Source organism: Nocardia aurantiaca (genome assembly GCF_009708175.1).
Classification (GTDB): Bacteria; Actinomycetota; Actinomycetes; order Mycobacteriales; family Mycobacteriaceae; genus Nocardia; species Nocardia aurantiaca.
Genome location: NZ_WMBB01000009.1, coordinates 104127 through 120580 on the forward strand (window position 1 = coordinate 104127; position 16454 = coordinate 120580).

Genomic DNA, 16454 nt, shown 5'->3' on the forward strand with positions numbered 1-16454 from the left:
GCAATCGGCAAGCGTCGTGGGTACGGTCGCTGAGACCACCGGGTTACCGGAGGTAGATCAAGCAATGAACGATGAGACGGAGGAACCGTGGCCCTTCCCCAGCTGACTGACGAGCAGCGCGCCGCTGCTTTGGAGAAGGCGGCTGCCGCTCGCCGCGCTCGGGCGGAGCTCAAGGAGCGCTTGAAGCGTGGCGGCACCGATCTGAAGACGGTCCTTGCCGATGCCGAGAAGGACGAAGTCCTCGGCAAGATGAAGGTTTCGGCTCTGCTCGAGGCTCTGCCGAAGGTTGGCAAGGTCAAGGCGGCCGAGATCATGAGCGAACTGGAGATCGCTCCCACCCGCCGCCTGCGCGGACTGGGCGACCGGCAGCGCAAGGCGCTGCTGGCCCGGTTCGACTTCAGCGCCGAATAATCCGAGGGTGGTCGAACACACTCGGAAGGGTCGACTGGTAGTTCTGGTCGGCCCCTCGGCCGTCGGCAAGTCCACCGTCGTGCGCTGCGTGCGCGAACGGATTCCCGAATTGGTATTCAGTGTGTCGGCCACCACCCGGGCTCCGCGGCCCGGGGAGGTCGACGGCCAGGACTACCGATTCGTCACCCGTGAGACGTTCGATGCCATGATCAAGGCGGACGAACTACTCGAATGGGCCGATATCCACGGTGGACTGCAGCGGTCGGGCACCCCGGCCGCACCCGTGCGGGAAGCGCTCGCGGCCGGGCATCCGGTCCTCATCGAGGTCGACCTCGAGGGCGCGCGCTCGATCCGCAAAGCCATGCCGGAAGCCCTGCTGGTCTTCCTGGCCCCACCCAGCTGGGACGAGCTGGTGTCCCGGCTCACGTCGCGCGGGACGGAATCGCCCGAGGCGATCGAGCGTCGGCTGGAGACCGCTCGCACCGAATTGGCTGCATGTGACGAGTTCGACATCGTCATCGTGAACGACCACGTGACCAGCGCCTGTGAGCAGTTGGTATCGTTGTTCGTTAGCACAAATTCGGGGTCGTAGTTTTCGAACGATCGACACCGGACCGCCGGCTCCGATCTCTGTCTCGATCGATCAGACAGGGCAGTGAGCCGGCACCCACCCTTCCGAACAACCCCGCAGGAGCCTTCCTAGTGAGTACGGACATCAAGACCGCGCCCGCCTACGACACTCCGGTCGGCCTCACCAACCCGCCGATCGACGAATTGCTGGAGCGGACTTCGTCCAAGTACGCGCTGGTCATCTACGCGGCCAAGCGGGCCCGGCAGATCAACGATTACTACAACCAGCTCGGCGACGGCATTCTCGAATACGTCGGTCCGCTGGTCGAGCCGGGTCTGCAGGAGAAGCCGCTGTCGGTGGCCATGCGCGAGATCCACGCCGACCTGCTCGAGCACTCCGAAGGCGAGTAGTCCAGCGGTGACCCGAATCGTCGTCGGAGTCGGCGGCGGTATCGCCGCCTACAAAAGCTGCAACCTCGTGCGCCGGTTCACCGAAACCGGGCACGAGGTTCGTGTCATTCCCACCGAGTCGGCGCTGCAATTCGTCGGTAAGGCCACCTTCGAGGCGTTGTCCGGCCATTCCGTGCACACCGGTGTCTTCGCCGATGTGCCGGACGTGCCGCACGTGCGCCTCGGCCAGGAGGCCGACCTGGTCGTCATCGCCCCCGCCACCGCGGACCTCATGGCTCGCGCCGCGCAGGGCCGCGCCGACGATCTGCTCACCGCGACGTTGCTGACCGCGCGCTGCCCCATCCTCTTCGCCCCGGCCATGCACACCGAGATGTGGGAGCACCCGGCCACCCGGGCGAACGTGGCGACGCTGCGCGCGCACGGGGCCGTGGTCATGGAACCCGCCTCGGGCCGCCTGACCGGGACCGACACCGGCCCGGGCCGACTGCCCGAGCCGGAGGAGATCTTCGGCTTGGCCCGGCTGCTGCTCGAACGCGCCGACGCCATGCCGCGCGACCTCGAAGGCCGCCGCATCGTGGTGTCCGCGGGCGGCACCCGGGAGCCGCTGGATCCCGTTCGCTTCCTGGGCAATCGGAGTTCCGGCAAGCAGGGCTACGCGCTCGCCCGCCTGGCCGCCCAGCGTGGCGCGCAGGTGACGCTGATCGCGGGCAATACCATCGGACTCGAACCGCCGGCCGCGGTCGAGGTTGTGCACGTGACCACCGCCGAACAGTTGAAGGTGGCCGTCGACAAGCACTCGCTGGGTGCGGACGCGGTCATCATGGCCGCGGCGGTGGCCGACTTCCGTCCGGTGAACGTGGCGGCGGCTAAGATCAAAAAGGGTGCGGGAGAACCGGATTCGATCGCACTCGCCAAGACACCGGATATCCTGGCCGGGTTGGTGCAGGCCCGTCGCGACGGGCACCTACCGGGCACCGCGATCGTCGGCTTCGCCGCCGAGACCGGGGACGAGCACGCCGATGTGCTCACCCACGCCCGGGCCAAACTGGCCCGCAAAGGCTGCGACCTGCTGGTCGTGAACGCCGTCGGAGAGGGGAAGGCCTTCGAGGTCGACACCAACGACGGCTGGTTGCTCGGCGCCGACGGCACCGAGATCGCCCTGGACCATGGGTCCAAGGCACTGCTGGCTAGCCGGGTGCTGGACGCACTCGGCCCCTTGCTCCGCTGAAGCCTCGGCACCGCAGGGTCAGACAGTTGACGGCTCCGTCCGATGTCGTCGACGTATCGCCGCAACTGTCTGAGTCGCAATGTGTTCGTCACGGTGGCAGCTCGCCCCTGTGACGGACATATTGGAATAACCTGAGACAAAGGGTTGTGCGATGCAGCGGAGACGCTACTGTCGCAGGCCGATACGAGAAACCCGTTGAGGGAGAGGGAACAACTGTGCGCACGTCTGGCAGCCGCCTATTCACCAGTGAGTCGGTGACCGAGGGTCACCCCGACAAGATCTGTGATGCCATCAGCGATTCCATCCTCGACGCGTTGCTCGCGGCCGATCCGCGCAGCCGGGTCGCGGTGGAGACCCTGGTGACCACGGGTCAGGTGCACGTGGCCGGTGAGGTCACCACCTCGGCTTACGCCGATATCCCGACCATCGTCCGCGAGAAGGTCCTGGAGATCGGATACGACTCCTCCGCAAAAGGTTTCGACGGCGCGTCCTGCGGCGTGAACGTCGCCATCGGCGCCCAGTCGCCGGATATCGCTCAGGGAGTGGACACCTCGCACGAGGCTCGCGTGGGTGGCGAGGACGACGAGATTGCGCGTCAGGGCGCGGGCGATCAGGGTCTGATGTTCGGCTACGCCACCATCGAGACTCCGGAGCTCATGCCGCTGCCGATCTCGTTGGCGCACAAGCTGTCTCGCCGCCTGACCGAGGTCCGCAAGTCCGGTGTGCTGCCGTACCTGCGTCCCGACGGCAAGACCCAGGTCACCATCGAGTACGACGGCTCAATCCCCAAGCGCCTCGACACCGTGGTCATCTCGACCCAGCACGCGGCCGATATCGACCTGGACAACCTGCTCACCCCGGACATCCGTGAGAAGGTCGTCGACGCGGTGCTGTCCGAGCTGCAGCTGCCCAACCCCCTCGATACCTCCAATGTCCGGCTGCTGGTGAACCCGACCGGCAAGTTCGTGCTCGGTGGCCCCATGGGCGACGCGGGCCTGACCGGCCGCAAGATCATCGTCGACACCTACGGCGGCATGGCCCGCCACGGTGGCGGCGCCTTCTCCGGCAAGGACCCGTCGAAGGTCGACCGCTCGGCCGCCTACGCCATGCGCTGGGTCGCCAAGAACGTCGTCGCCGCCGGCCTGGCCGAGCGGGTCGAGGTCCAGGTCGCCTACGCCATCGGCAAGGCCGCGCCTGTCGGCCTGTTCGTCGAGACCTTCGGCACCGAGCTGATCGACCCGATCAAGATCTCCGATGCCATCGGTCAGGTCTTCGACCTGCGTCCCGGCGCGATCATCCGCGACCTGGACCTGCTGCGCCCGATCTACGCGCCGACCGCTGCCTACGGGCACTTCGGCCGCACCGACGTCGATCTGCCGTGGGAGCGCACCGACCGCGCGGAGAAGCTGCGCGCGGCCGCCGGGCTGTAATTGACCGGCACCTCACCACTGTCGACGGGAGCGTCGGGCACGGAGACCACCTCCGAGCCCGACGCTCCCGCCAATCGCGGGGAAGTGGAGGAGCGCGTTGGCGTGTCGCGCCCCATCGCCCGGGTCCTGCCCCTCCTCGAACCCGCCCACCTGGACCGGGATTTCGACTACCTCGTCCCGCCCGAGATGGACGGCCTCGCCCAACCCGGCGTCCGGGTCCGAGTCCGCTTCTCCGGCCGCCTCGTCGACGGCTACCTCCTCGAACGCCTCGAAAAGTCCGACCACACAGGCAAACTCGTCCGCCTCGAACGCGTCGTCTCCGGCGAACGAGTCCTCACCCCCGAAATCCTGAAACTGGTCACCGCCGTCGCCGCACGCTACGCCGGCACCCGAGCCGATGTCCTCCGCCTCGCCATTCCACCCCGACACGCCAAGGTCGAATCCGAGGGCACCGAAAAGCCCGAGCACACTTCGAAGAAGGGCCCGGGTGCCGCCGCTGACGCGGCCACATCCGCGACGCTTGGAACCGCTGAACACAGCGCTGTGCGCCCCGGTCCGCACATCGGTGTGTCAGGACAGGGACCCGGGGGGCCGGGTTGTCCCGCCCAAGGTCGCGTCGCGGGCGGCGCATCCGGTGGCGCTGGGGGAAACGGCGCAACCGCTGACCCGATTCGCGACAGCGACGCGTGCGGCACGGGTGAGGTGACTCGTGCCGCGGACGTCGAGTCGGCGTCGGTGCCTGCGAGGGGCCACGCGGGAGCCGTCGACGCGATCGCGCAGGGTGATCCGATTGCCGGTGCGCCCGGGGCCGGCGTCCATTCGACGGCTCCGGTGGCCGCGTTGGTTCCGACGGGAGAGTTGGGGCAGCAGCCGGCGGCTGCTGCTTCTCGGACGTTGTCCGCCGAGTTCCCGGCGTGGGGGCGGTATGTGCATGGTCATTCGTTCTCGAATGCGCTGGCGGTGGGGCGGGGGCCGCGGGCCGGATGGCAAGCGTTGCCGGGGGAAGACTGGGGGCGGCGGCTGGCGGAGCTGGCGGCGGTGACCGTCAGGGGTGGGCGTAGTGCGGTGATCATGGTGCCGGATCAGCGGGATCTGGATCGGGTGCTCGCGGAATGCGTCACGCTCGTGGGTGAATTGGCGGTCGGGCTGGCGGCGGGATTGGGGCCCGCGGCGCGGTATCGGCGGTGGCTGTCGGTGTTGCGTGGGAACGCGCGGGTGGTGGTGGGGACGCGGAGTGCGGTGTTCTCGCCCGTGAAAGATCTCGGGCTCATTGCTCTGTGGGATGACGGGGACTCCACGTTCGCCGAACCGCGGTCGCCGTATCCGCATGCGCGGGAAGTGGCCATGCTGCGGGCGCACGAGACCGGGGCCGCGTTCCTGGCGGGTGGGTTCTCGCGGACGGCCGAGGTGCAGGCGATCGTCGAATCGGGGTGGGCACACGATCTGCTCGCGGATCGGACGGTGTTGCGGCAGGCCATGCCCCGCATCACCGCGCCCGGTGATACCGATGCCGCGCTGGAGCGGGATCCGATCGCACAGGCCATTCGTATCCCGGCCGTGGCGTTCATGGAGGCGCGCAAGGCGCTCGAGGCGGGTGGGCCGGTGCTGGTTCAGGTGCCGCGGCGCGGATATATTCCGGCGCTATCGTGCGCCAAGTGCCGGACTCCGGCTCGCTGCCGCCACTGCAACGGGCCTTTGGCGCTGCCGGACACCGCCCCGGCGTCACGTGGCGCTTTGCGCAGCGGGCGAGGAGGCGTCGCAGAGGCGCAGAGCCCGGCCTGTCGATGGTGCGGAATCACCGAGGCGGCCTTTCGCTGCGGTGTGTGCGGGTCGCGGGCACTGCGGGCCGTCGTGATCGGCGCTTCGCGTACGGCCGAGGAGTTGGGGCGGGCGTTTCCCGGTGTGCCCCTACGGGGTTCGGGCGGGTCTTCGGTTCTGAGCACGGTCCCGGAAGGGCCGCAGATCGTGGTGTCGACCATCGGCGCGGAACCTCGGGTGCCCGGTGGCTACGCCGTCGCCATGCTCCTGGACGGCTGGGCACTGCTGGGTCGCGCCGATCTGCGCGCCGCAGAGGACGCTCTGCGGCGCTGGATGTCGGCCGCGGCGCTGGTGCGTCCCGACGGCCGGGTCATCGTCATGGCGGATGCCGCGCTGCCGACGGTGCAGGCGCTGGTGCGCTGGGATCCGGTGTGGCACGCCAGTTTCGAGCTCGAGCAGCGTAGCGAGGTGCGGTTCCCGCCCGCGGTCCGCTTCGTCGCCATCGACGGCACCGCGGATTCTATCGCCGAATTGCTCGGCGAGGCACAGCTTCCCGGCGGCGTCGAAATCCTGGGCCCGGTGCCGCTGCCGCCGGGTGCGCGAAAACCGTTCTCGTCCGGCGATTCTCCCGCCGAGGTGGAGCGAATCATTCTGCGCGCCGATCGCGCCACGGGTTCGGCCCTGTCCCGCGCGCTCACCGTGGCTCAGGCCGTCCGCAGCACCCACCGCTCCGACGCGCCCCTGCGCGTCCAGATCGACCCCATCGACATCGGCTGAGCGCTCGCGCGCCCTCGCCAGACGGGACCAATGGCCCGCCGATCAGGGTCTTCGTCATCGATTCCCCGGTGGTCACGTCGGGGCATAGTCATCGGCATGAACACGAATCCGACCGCGGTTTCCCGAACCGATCAGATCGAGCGCAGGCTGCTCGGAGTGCCCTGTGATGTGTGGTGGTCCTGCCAGGACGCGGCCTACCTCGCCTTCAGTCCGCAGTTTCCCGGCCTGGTGTGCGCCGACGCGTGGTCCTCGCTCGGGGCGATCAACCGCCTCGAGAACGAGATTCGCCGCGTTCTGATGACCGAGCCCGTCCCCGCCTGAATCCCGAAACCGCCTCAGTCCCCGACGATCTCGTCCCGGGGAAGACCGGCCAGCGCGGTGAGCGCGTTGAGGAAGCCGCGGCGGTCGGCGGCCGGGAGCTTGCCGAGGAGGCGGTCTTCCTGCATCTGGATCTCGGCCTGCGCCGCATCGCGGAGTCGGCGGCCCTCGGGGGTCAGGGCGAGCAGCCGGGCGCGACGGTCGGCCGGATCCGGGTGGCGTTCGATGAGGCCGCGTTCCTGGAGATCGTCGAGCACCGCGATGATGCGCGTCTTGTCCGCGCCGATTTCCTGGGCCAGCACGCCCTGACCGCGCGCGGGCCCCTCGTCCAGATGCAGCAGCACGACATAGGCCCACATGGTGAGGCCGTGGGCGGCCAGTACCGGTTGCTCGGCCGCCATGAGGGCGCGGCCCAGGGGGACGATCATGGCTGCCAAGTCCGGACGGTCTGTCATGCGGACAAGACTAGGCGGCGCGCCCATGCGGCCTCTCTCGATGATGTCCGCGCGGGTCGAAATGGTGTCGGCGTCGAATGTTTCGGGCCATCGCACGAATCGGCGCATGCCCCGCTCCGACTCCCACACCGAGATCGACCCGCCGCGGAATTTCAACGGTGTTTCAGCGGTTTGAGCGGAAGGCGGGAGCGACGCGCACCGCCCATTCGGCATACGCCGTCGCCGGCCGCCGCAGCACCCGCTCGACATCCCCGCTGACCAGCTGCTCCTCGCGCGTCGGTTCACCCAGGATCGTGAGGGTGTGGTCCGCGACGGATCCCGGCATGAAGCGCAGCATGTTCACCCGCGCTTGCTCGCGGGTGAGCTCCACGAACCGCAACGGCTCCCCGAGTGCGGCCGCCAGCGCCTGTGCCTGTTGCCGTGGGGTGACGAGTTCCGGGCCGGTGACGGTGTACGCCCGCCGATCATGGCCGTCTTCCCGCAGCGCGGCCGCGGCCATGGCCGCGATATCGCGCGGATCCACCTGCGGCAGACCGACATCCCCGAACGGCGCGGGAATCATCCGCTCGGCCCGCACCGGCTCGATCCAGGCGAAGGTATTGGTGAAGAACCCGCCCGGCCGCAGCACCGTCCACTCCAGATCCGACGCGGCCAGGGCCTGCTCGAACTCCAGCGTGCGCGCGTAGCCGTCGCTCCCCGGCCGGGTCGCCGCGCCCTGCGAGGACAGGAACACCACTCGCCGAACACCCTCTGCCGCAATAGTTTTCAGAACCTCGGCGGGAGCGGGTCCCTCGACCAACTGCGGGCCGGTAATGAGCAGGAACAGCGCCCGCGCACCCGCCACCGCCTCCGCCAGCTTGTCCGGATCCCCGATGTCCGCCCGACGATGCTCCGCGCCCTCGGGCAGATTCACCGGCTTCTCACCCCGCGATACCGCGACCACTTTCTCTCCGGCCTCCGCGAGTTCCCGCATGAGAGCGCTGCCGACATTTCCGGTTGCGCCGGTCACCACGATCATCTGTCACTCCTGAGTTAGTTGGCTGACTAACTCGAACATAGGACGCTCGGCCGGTGTTGTCTATAGTTAGTTATGTGACTAACTCAGTGGCGTGGGCGGCGACCCCGAAAGCTGGAAAGCGCGAGCGGCTCGCGGACGCGGCGGCCAAGGTCTTCCACGAACAGGGCGTGGAGAAGACGACCATCGCCGATATCGCGCGGGCCGCTGAGGTGCCGGTGGGCAACGTGTACTACTACTTCAAGACCAAGGATCAGCTGGTCCAGGCGGCGATCAGCGCCCACGCCCGCACCGCCGAGGAGATCATCGCGGCCCTGGAGCAGCTCGACGCCCCGGCCGAACGGTTGAAGGCACTGGTCCGCGGCTGGGTCGAGCAGCGCGAGCTCGCCGCCCAATTCGGTTGCCCCTCGGGCTCTCTCGCCACCGAACTGGACAAGCGCGCCGACGGCCTGGACCGCGAACTCGCCGATGTCATGCGCGGCCTACTGGACTGGATCGACGCCCAGTTCGCCGCCATGGGCCGCACCGACTCCCGCGAGCTGGCCGTCGCCCTCCTGGCCGCCTATCAGGGAATCTCCGTGCTCACCAACACCTTCCGCGAGCCGGCCATGATGGAAACCGAGGGCGCGCGCCTGCAACGCTGGATCGACTCGCTCGTCCCCGCGACCTGAACTCCCCGGCGGGCAGCCGGATGGCCGCGTCGCGGTGAGCAGCAGTATCTCGCCCGACGCGGTAAGAGATGCGTGTCAGTGCTATCGGCCGGCTGGGGCAGGCGGCGAGTTTCCGCCGACCGGTCGAGCGCCGTCGATGCCCGAGCTTCATCGCGGGGCGGCTGGAAAAATCGGCGTGATCCGTGGCGGAGGAGTGCCGTCGGAGACGGTGGGTGGTCTCGCGCGGGCGGTGACGTCGATCCCTCGGTAGTCGACGAGCGCCCGGTGTCGCCGTGCGCATCGGACCATGGCCGGGTGGCGGCCGGGGGTGCGAGGTTATGAGGTCGTTCGGTGGATCGAGGTCAGTTCAGTTGCGGCTGAGCGGGTCTGACGGACCAGCGGCCCTCATCGCGGAGGATGCGGACCGGGTGGTCGAAGCAGGCGCTGATGTGTGCCGTGGTGATCACCTCGCCGACCGGGCCCGCGGCCACCGTGCGGCCGTCGCGCAGCAACATGGCGTGGGTGGTGCCCGGCGGAAGTTCTTCGAGATGGTGGGTGACCAGGACCGAGGCCAGGTCGGTGTGGGCGCGCTGGAGCAGGTCGATGCGCTCCAGGAGTTGTTCGCGCCCGGCCAGATCCAAGCCGGTGGCGGGTTCGTCGAGGAGCAGCAGGCGCGGATTCGGCATAAGGGCGCGGGCGATGAGGGTGCGGCCGCGCTGGCCCTGGGAGAGGATCTGCCAGTCCGCGTCGCGGCGGTGGGACAGGCCGAGCAGGTCGATGAGGCGATCGGCCTCGGCCAGCTGGGCGGGTGTGGGCTGCCAGCGGGGGATGAGGCCGGCGGTGTTGGTCGCGCCGGTGATCACCACATCGTGCACGGTCATCGGGCCGCTCGGGATGTGGCGCGGATCGACATGGCCGATCCCCGCACGCAGTGCCCGCATGTCCACTCGGCCCAGCCGCTCGCCCAGCACCTCCACGCTGCCCCGAGTCGGATGCTCGAAGGCGCCGAGCATGCGCAGCAGGGTGGTCTTGCCCGCGCCGTTGGGACCGAGCAGTGCCCAGTGCTCACCGGCGTGCACGGTGAGTGAAACCCTTTGCAGGATCGGATTTCCGCTGCGCACCACCGTCACGTCGTTCACGTTCAGCACCGGGTCGGCCATGGGTTCACCCTAGCAAAGTCCTCAGACAAGTTGAGGAGTGGCGGCCTTGCGGATCCTTCTCGATCGGATGTGGATGCCCTAGCTCGACACCGGCGACGTGCACCGGCACTGACCGCGGCAGGTCTGCGCGTCGGCTTGGCCGGGTATATCGCCTTCGGCATCCGCCCCCCGCGGTGACCGCGGCATTGATACATCGCCGACTTCGCACTGTCTTTCGAAGTCGGCGCCGTCGAGCGCGATACGCGCATCGTCCAATCGGTCCTCGGCAATCTCGGCGTGGCCGCGCACATGGTCGGCCACAGTGGCGACGCCGACGGCGGTGCCCCTTGGCTGTGCATTCGCCCAGGTGGATGCCCCGCTGCCGACGGCAGATCGTTCGTCCGGGCTGTGGGAGGCCGTACGCGGCCTTGTCTCTTGACCGCCTGAAATAGAAACAGCATGTGATTCGCATCACCTTGTCTTGGATATGTTGTCGATATATCGTCGATATCAACAAACGCAACGACGAGCCTTGAAGGAGGCACGACCATGGAACACATGGACAACACCGAACGGGGCCGCGGCCCCTGGCGGCGACCGCGCGCCGAGGAACAGCAGGGCCCCGAACATCCGCGAATGCGTCGCGGCGGCGCGCGCGGCCCACGAGGCGAATTCGGCCCGCACCGCCACGGCCACGGCCGTGGTTTCGGCCCGGACTTCGGTCCCGGCTTCGGTCCCGGTCCGCATTTCGGTCGCGGTCGCGGCCGGGGCGGGCGTGGCCGACGCGGCGATGTCCGCGCGGCCATCCTCCTGCTGCTGCGGGAACGGCCCATGCACGGCTACGAGCTGATCCAGCAGATTCGCGAACGCAGCGAGGATGTCTGGCGTCCCAGCCCCGGCTCCATCTACCCCGCGCTGGCGCAGCTCGAGGATGAGGGTCTGGTCCTCATCGAGAAGGTATCGGGTCGAAAGACGGCCAAGCTCACCGAATCCGGCGTCGAGTACGTCGAGGCCAACCGCACCGAACTGGGCGATCCCTGGCAGGACGTCAAGGACGGCGTCGGCGATCAGGCGCTCGATCTGCGCGGGCTGGTCGGCCAGCTGATGGGCGCTGTCGCCCAGGTGGCCGCGGTCGGCACCAAGGAGCAGGCGGCCAAGGCGGCAGAGGTGCTCACCGAGGCGCGCCGCTCGCTCTACCGGATCCTCGCCGAGGATGACACACCCGAAAAGTAATGGCCGCGAAACACCCTCTTTCGCTGGAACTTTCGGCCTGTTTCGGGTCACTATCGTGACATGGGACAAAAGCGCCCCATGCGATCTTGTGACATGGGACAAAAGAGGAGCCGGACCCGCGCACTGCGTCGCGTGGCACCGGTGGGGGTGATGGCGCTGGCGGCCGCCATGATCGGTACGGCCGCCACACCGGCGGAGACATACGCACGGGCCGAGCCGGCCGTGAATCCGATACTCCAGGTGCCGACGCAACAGGGCCCGCCGCAGACCGAACATCTGGCGGCGGCCCGCTACCTCAGGGAGCATCCGGACGCGGCGCCCCAGGGCGCCAACGACTTCGGCTGCACACCGACCGCCGAACATCCGCGCCCGGTGGTGCTGGCGCACGGCACCGATTCCTCGGCCTATTCCGACTGGTCGGGCATCAGCCCGCTGCTGGCTCGGGCCGGGATCTGCGTGTTCGCCCTCAACTACGGCGGCAAGCCCGGCAAGGACAGCTTCGGCACCGAGGACGTGTGGGCCAGCTCCGCGCAGATCGGCACCTTCGTCGACCAGGTGCTCGCCGCGACCGGTGCCACCCAGGTGGATCTGGTCGGTTTCTCCCAGGGCGCCAGCGTGACTCGCTACTGGATCAACAAGCTCGGCGGCGCGCCCAAGGTCGGCCAGTGGATCGGCCTGGCCTCGCCCAGCTACGGCGGGATCATGTACGGGCTGGTGCCGGTGGCCGACGCGGTGCCGGGTATCTACACCATCGTCGAGATCGCGGCGTCCACCGCGGCGGTCCAGCAGGCGGCGGGGTCGCCGTTCATTCGGGACCTCAATGCCGGCGGCGACACGGTGCCCGGTGTGAAATACACGACCATCGGCAGTCGGGTGGATGAAATGATCCAGCCCAATACCAATATCGCGCTGCACGGCGCCGGCGCCACCAACATCGTGCTCCAGGAGCAGTGCGCGGACGATCTGACCGGGCATTTCCACCTCGTCTACGACCCGTACGTGCAGCAGCTGGTGGTCAATCTGCTCGATCCCGCCCACGCGGTGGCACCGACCTGCGTGCCGGTGGCGCTGGGCACCGGCATCAGCGATGTCGTGTTGGCGGCGCATTCCTGATCAGGGTGGTCACGGGCGTCCGTAAAATGAGACGACCGTATTCGTTCGCTACCGGGAGCTGCCCGTGACCATCCAGCCTGTCCGCCTGTTCGGCGATCCGATCCTGCGCGCCCGCGCGGCGGAGGTCGAGACGTTCGACCGGGAGGTGCGCCAGCTGGTCACCGACCTCATCGACACCATGTACGAAAGCGGGGGTGTCGGCATGGCCGCCCCCCAGATCGGGGTCGGGCTGCGGGTATTCGTCTACGACACCGGCGATGCCCAGGGCCATCTCATCAACCCGGTCTTCGAGGTCGTGGGCAAGGAGACCCAGACCGGGCCGGAGGGCTGCCTGTCGATTCCCGGGGTGCGCTTCGACGTCACGCGACCGCTGACCGTGCTCGCGCGCGGTGTCGACATGCACGGCGAGCCGGTGGAGTTCCGGGCCGAGGGGCTGCTGGCGCGCTGCGTCCAGCATGAGACCGACCACCTTGACGGCGTGCTGTTCCTGCAGCGGTTGGACTCGGCCTCGCGCAAGGAGGCCATGCGTACGATCCGCGAATCCGGTTGGTTCACACAGGGAATCACGGTGCTGCCCGCGTCCGAAATCGGCGGCGGCCGCATCTCGGCCGGCAGCCGGGAACGGAGCCGCTGATATGCGTCTGGTCTTCGCGGGAACCCCCGAACCGGCGGTGCCGTCGCTGCGGCGGCTCATCGAATCCGAAAGGCATGAGGTGGTCGGGGTGGTGACCCGGCCGGACGCGGTGGCCGGGCGCGGCCGCAAGATCACCCGCTCGCCCATCGGCCGGCTGGCCGACGAGCACGGGATTCCGGTGTTCACGCCCAAGCGGCCGTCGGAGCCAGAATTCATCGAGCAGCTCACGGCTCTGGCGCCCGACTGCTGCCCCGTGGTGGCCTACGGCGCGCTGCTGCCCGAACCGGTACTCGACATTCCCCGGTACGGCTGGATCAACCTGCACTTCTCGCTGCTGCCCGCCTGGCGCGGCGCGGCCCCGGTGCAGGCCGCCATTCTCGCCGGTGACGAATACACCGGCGCCTCGACCTTCCGCATCGAGAAGGGCCTGGACACGGGCCCGGTCTTCGGCACCATGACCGAGAAGATCGCCGTCACCGATACCGCGGGCACCCTGCTCGAGCGGCTCGCCGAGAGCGGTTCGGTCCTGCTGGAATCGACCCTCGACGGTGTGGAAGACGGTACCGTGCAGGCGATTCCGCAGCCCCTGGACGGCGTCTCCTACGCCCCCAAGGTGGAGTCCGAGGCCGGCCACATCCGCTGGGACCAGCCCGCCCTCGCTATCAGCCGCCGCATCCGCGCGGTCACCCCCGCCCCGGGCGCCTGGACCGAGATCGCCGGCAAACGCCTCAAACTCGGCCCCGTCGACATGGTGGAGGAGAACCTCCCCGTCCGCACCATCGACATCCGCAAGACCGGTGTCTACATCGGCACCGCCACCACGGCCGTCCGCCTCACCCAGGTCCAGCCTCAGGGCAAACGCATGATGCCCGCCCTGGACTGGGCCCGCGGCGCCCGCCTCGAACCCGGCACGGTGGTCGAGTGATCCGCCCCGAGGACGAAGGCCGCGACCGCGACTCCCGCAACGTCGGCGGCCCGCGGTCCGGCGACCCGGATCGGCGCCGCGGCTTCCGCCGTTCCGCATCCGCCGATTCGAGCGCGTCCCAGTCGCGCGCGGGCGGGCGATCAGAGGACGATCAGCGCCGCACGGCCGGATACCGAACCGACGACGCGCTCGGCGACCACCACAACGCGGACTCACGCGGCAGCGCTCGCGCACAGTCCGGGGACAGCGACCAGCGTCGCGGTTTCCGCCGCTCCACATCGTCCGGGTCGCCCGGGGATTCGGACGTGACGCGATCCTCCGGATCCCGCGGGACCGACAGGGGCGGGCAGCCGCGCGCGGGTTTCGGCCGCGGTGGACGCCCTGCGGGAGAACGTAACTCGGGGTCCAACCGGTCGGCCGGCGGCCTACGCGGGCGCGACGGCTACCAGCAGGGCTCGGGCCGCGGGAGCTTCGACGCCGGCCCGGATGAAACCGACACCGCCGCCGGTCGGAACCGGTCGGCCGCAGGCAACTCGGGCCGGTCGGGCGGTGGTCGGTCAGGCGATCGCCGGAATGACGACCGGCGCGGGGGATCCGCTGCGGACGACCGCGGTTCGCGGTCGAAGCGTTCGGCTCGGGACAGCGGCACACGCGGCTGGGACACGAGCGGTGAAGGCCGTGGTCGCACTTCGGGCGATCAGGGTCGCGGCGGCGATTCATTCGGGCGCGGCGGTGGCCGGAACGGCTCGTTGGACCGGGAAAGCGCTGCGGGGCAAGGAGATCGGGGCTCGAAGCGAACTGCAGCGGGTGCGCGGGGTGGCGACACGAGTACGGCCGCGGCGCGGCGGGCCGAGCGGGCGGGCGCGGATCCGGTGCGGGTCGTGGCGCGGGATGTGTTGCGGGCCGTGCGGGAGCGCGACGCGTACGCGAATCTGGTGCTGCCGGGGTTGTTGCGGGAGCGGAAAATCAGTGGGCGGGATGCCGCGCTGGCGACCGAATTGGCCTATGGGGCTTCGCGGTCGCAGGGGCTGCTGGATGCGGTGATCGCGGAGTGCGCGGGGCGGAGCGTCGAGGAGATCGACGGGCCGTTGCTGGATGCGTTGCGGCTGGGGACGTACCAGTTGCTGCGGACTCGGATCGGGGCGCATGCGGCGGTGGATACGTCGGTGGCGCTGGTGCGGGCGGAGTACGGGCAGGGGCGGGCCGGGTTCGTGAACGCGGTGCTGCGGCGGGTGGCCGAGCACACTCCGGAGGAATGGGTGGAGCGGCTGGCGCCGCGGGATCCATTGGGGCACTTGGCATTCGAGTACGCTCATCCGGTGTGGATCGCTCAGGCGTTCGCGGACGCGCTGGGAGCGCGGGCGGGTGAACTCCGCGATGTGCTGGAGGCCGACGACGCGCGACCCGCGGTGCACCTGGTGGCGCGGCCCGGCGATATCACCGCCGAGGAGCTGGCCCTGGTCACCGGTGGTGAGGAAGGGCGCTGGTCACCGTACGCGGTGTATCTCGAGGGCGGTGATCCGGCGAAGCTGGAACCGGTCCGGGAGGGGATGGCCGGCGTGCAGGACGAGGGCAGCCAGCTGGTGGCCCTGGCCCTCACCCGCGCACCTCTCGAAGGTCCGGACACCGGACGCTGGCTCGACCTGTGCGCGGGTCCGGGCGGAAAGACCGCTCTATTGGCTGCGATCGCCGATATCGACGGCTTCCGAGTCGACGCCGTCGAACCCGCCGAGCATCGCGCCGACCTGGTCCGCCAGGCCACCCGTGGTTTGCCGGTCGACGTCCATGTCGCCGACGGCCGCGACAGCGGACTCACTCCGGGCTTCGACCGCATTCTCGTCGACGCCCCGTGTACCGGCCTCGGCGCGCTGCGCCGGCGCCCGGAGGCTCGCTGGCGTCGCCGGCCTTCCGACGTCCGCGACCTGGTCACCCTGCAACGCGAACTTCTCACCGCCGCATGGGATCTCCTCCGCCCCGGCGGTGTGGTGGTCTACTCGACCTGCTCTCCGCACCTCCCGGAAACGGTCTCCGTGGTGGCCGATATGGTGCGTCGCACCGGCGCGGAGCAGCTCGACACGCGCGCTCTGCTCCCGGGTGTCCCCGAACTCGGCGACGGCCCCGGCGCACAGCTGTGGCCCCATCGCCATGGTACGGACGCCATGTTCCTGGCCGCGCTGCGCAAACCCCTTCAGCCGCAATAAGACCTGGCACGGCCCACGGCGCACCCATGCGCCGGGGCCGGCGCCTGGTCGCGGTGGATTGTCGGCCTGTCGTCGCCGACCCCACCGGCCGTAGCGCGTCCAGCGGATAGTGCCGCAACGGTACTGAATCGCGTTCGTGCTGGTGGGTGTGTTGTGTGATGTTGGACCATATGGTGGCCGAGTTGG

Annotated in this window: 16 protein-coding genes; 13 read left to right on the plus strand and 3 right to left on the minus strand. The window is 69.3% G+C overall.

Annotated elements, in window-relative coordinates; all coding sequences use genetic code 11:
- Positions 1–87 precede the first annotated feature (87 nt).
- From mihF to GLP40_RS20010, 7 genes are all read left to right on the plus strand, one after another.
- The gene (mihF, locus tag GLP40_RS19980) at positions 88–411 is read left to right on the plus strand and encodes an integration host factor, actinobacterial type (protein WP_033086940.1); all 324 of its coding nucleotides are present in this window, start codon (positions 88–90) and stop codon (positions 409–411) included.
- A gap of 7 nt (positions 412–418) precedes the next feature.
- The gene (gene gmk, locus GLP40_RS19985) at positions 419–1003 is read left to right on the plus strand and encodes a guanylate kinase (protein ID WP_328290420.1); all 585 of its coding nucleotides are present in this window, start codon (positions 419–421) and stop codon (positions 1001–1003) included.
- Between the two features lie 110 nt (positions 1004–1113).
- Positions 1114–1392, plus strand: coding sequence for a DNA-directed RNA polymerase subunit omega (gene rpoZ / locus GLP40_RS19990; protein ID WP_067713345.1), 279 nt, complete (start codon positions 1114–1116; stop codon positions 1390–1392).
- Positions 1393–1399: 7 nt separating this feature from the next.
- The gene (gene coaBC / locus GLP40_RS19995; RefSeq protein ID WP_328290421.1) at positions 1400–2620 is read left to right on the plus strand and encodes a bifunctional phosphopantothenoylcysteine decarboxylase/phosphopantothenate--cysteine ligase CoaBC; all 1221 of its coding nucleotides are present in this window, start codon (positions 1400–1402) and stop codon (positions 2618–2620) included.
- Between the two features lie 215 nt (positions 2621–2835).
- On the plus strand, positions 2836–4050 hold the full coding sequence (gene metK / locus GLP40_RS20000) for a methionine adenosyltransferase (RefSeq protein ID WP_328290422.1): 1215 nt from the start codon (positions 2836–2838) through the stop codon (positions 4048–4050).
- Between the two features lie 102 nt (positions 4051–4152).
- Positions 4153–6585, plus strand: a complete 2433-nt coding sequence (locus tag GLP40_RS20005; protein WP_328290423.1) for a primosomal protein N' — start codon at positions 4153–4155, stop codon at positions 6583–6585.
- Between the two features lie 96 nt (positions 6586–6681).
- Positions 6682–6906, plus strand: a complete 225-nt coding sequence (locus tag GLP40_RS20010) for a hypothetical protein (RefSeq protein ID WP_154789487.1) — start codon at positions 6682–6684, stop codon at positions 6904–6906.
- A gap of 14 nt (positions 6907–6920) precedes the next feature.
- Here the strand turns inward: GLP40_RS20010 and GLP40_RS20015 are convergent, their stop codons facing one another.
- Entirely contained in the window at positions 6921–7358 is a 438-nt protein-coding gene (locus tag GLP40_RS20015) for a MarR family winged helix-turn-helix transcriptional regulator (RefSeq protein WP_154789488.1), read from the minus strand.
- A 163-nt stretch (positions 7359–7521) separates the two neighbouring features.
- The gene (locus GLP40_RS20020) at positions 7522–8376 is read right to left on the minus strand and encodes an SDR family oxidoreductase (protein WP_154789489.1); all 855 of its coding nucleotides are present in this window, start codon (positions 8374–8376) and stop codon (positions 7522–7524) included.
- Between the two features lie 74 nt (positions 8377–8450).
- Between GLP40_RS20020 and GLP40_RS20025 the strand changes: the two genes are divergently transcribed.
- The gene (locus GLP40_RS20025; RefSeq protein ID WP_328290424.1) at positions 8451–9044 is read left to right on the plus strand and encodes a TetR/AcrR family transcriptional regulator; all 594 of its coding nucleotides are present in this window, start codon (positions 8451–8453) and stop codon (positions 9042–9044) included.
- Positions 9045–9385: 341 nt separating this feature from the next.
- Here the strand turns inward: GLP40_RS20025 and GLP40_RS20030 are convergent, their stop codons facing one another.
- A complete protein-coding gene (locus GLP40_RS20030; RefSeq protein WP_154789490.1) occupies positions 9386–10183 on the minus strand; it encodes an ABC transporter ATP-binding protein in 798 nt (265 codons plus the stop codon).
- A gap of 615 nt (positions 10184–10798) precedes the next feature.
- Here GLP40_RS20030 and GLP40_RS20035 point away from each other — a divergent pair.
- The 5 genes from GLP40_RS20035 (at position 10799) to GLP40_RS20055 (ending at position 16268) form a co-directional block, all read left to right on the plus strand.
- The gene (locus tag GLP40_RS20035) at positions 10799–11395 is read left to right on the plus strand and encodes a PadR family transcriptional regulator (RefSeq protein WP_154789720.1); all 597 of its coding nucleotides are present in this window, start codon (positions 10799–10801) and stop codon (positions 11393–11395) included.
- A gap of 150 nt (positions 11396–11545) precedes the next feature.
- Positions 11546–12508: a lipase family alpha/beta hydrolase gene (locus GLP40_RS20040; protein WP_456094003.1), complete on the plus strand. Its 963-nt coding sequence runs from the start codon at positions 11546–11548 to the stop codon at positions 12506–12508.
- Between the two features lie 64 nt (positions 12509–12572).
- A complete protein-coding gene (gene def / locus GLP40_RS20045) occupies positions 12573–13142 on the plus strand; it encodes a peptide deformylase (RefSeq protein ID WP_328290426.1) in 570 nt (189 codons plus the stop codon).
- A 1-nt stretch (position 13143) separates the two neighbouring features.
- Positions 13144–14067: a methionyl-tRNA formyltransferase gene (fmt, locus tag GLP40_RS20050; protein ID WP_154789492.1), complete on the plus strand. Its 924-nt coding sequence runs from the start codon at positions 13144–13146 to the stop codon at positions 14065–14067.
- Between the two features lie 749 nt (positions 14068–14816).
- The gene (locus GLP40_RS20055) at positions 14817–16268 is read left to right on the plus strand and encodes an RsmB/NOP family class I SAM-dependent RNA methyltransferase (protein ID WP_154789493.1); all 1452 of its coding nucleotides are present in this window, start codon (positions 14817–14819) and stop codon (positions 16266–16268) included.
- The last annotated feature ends 186 nt before the right edge of the window (positions 16269–16454 follow it).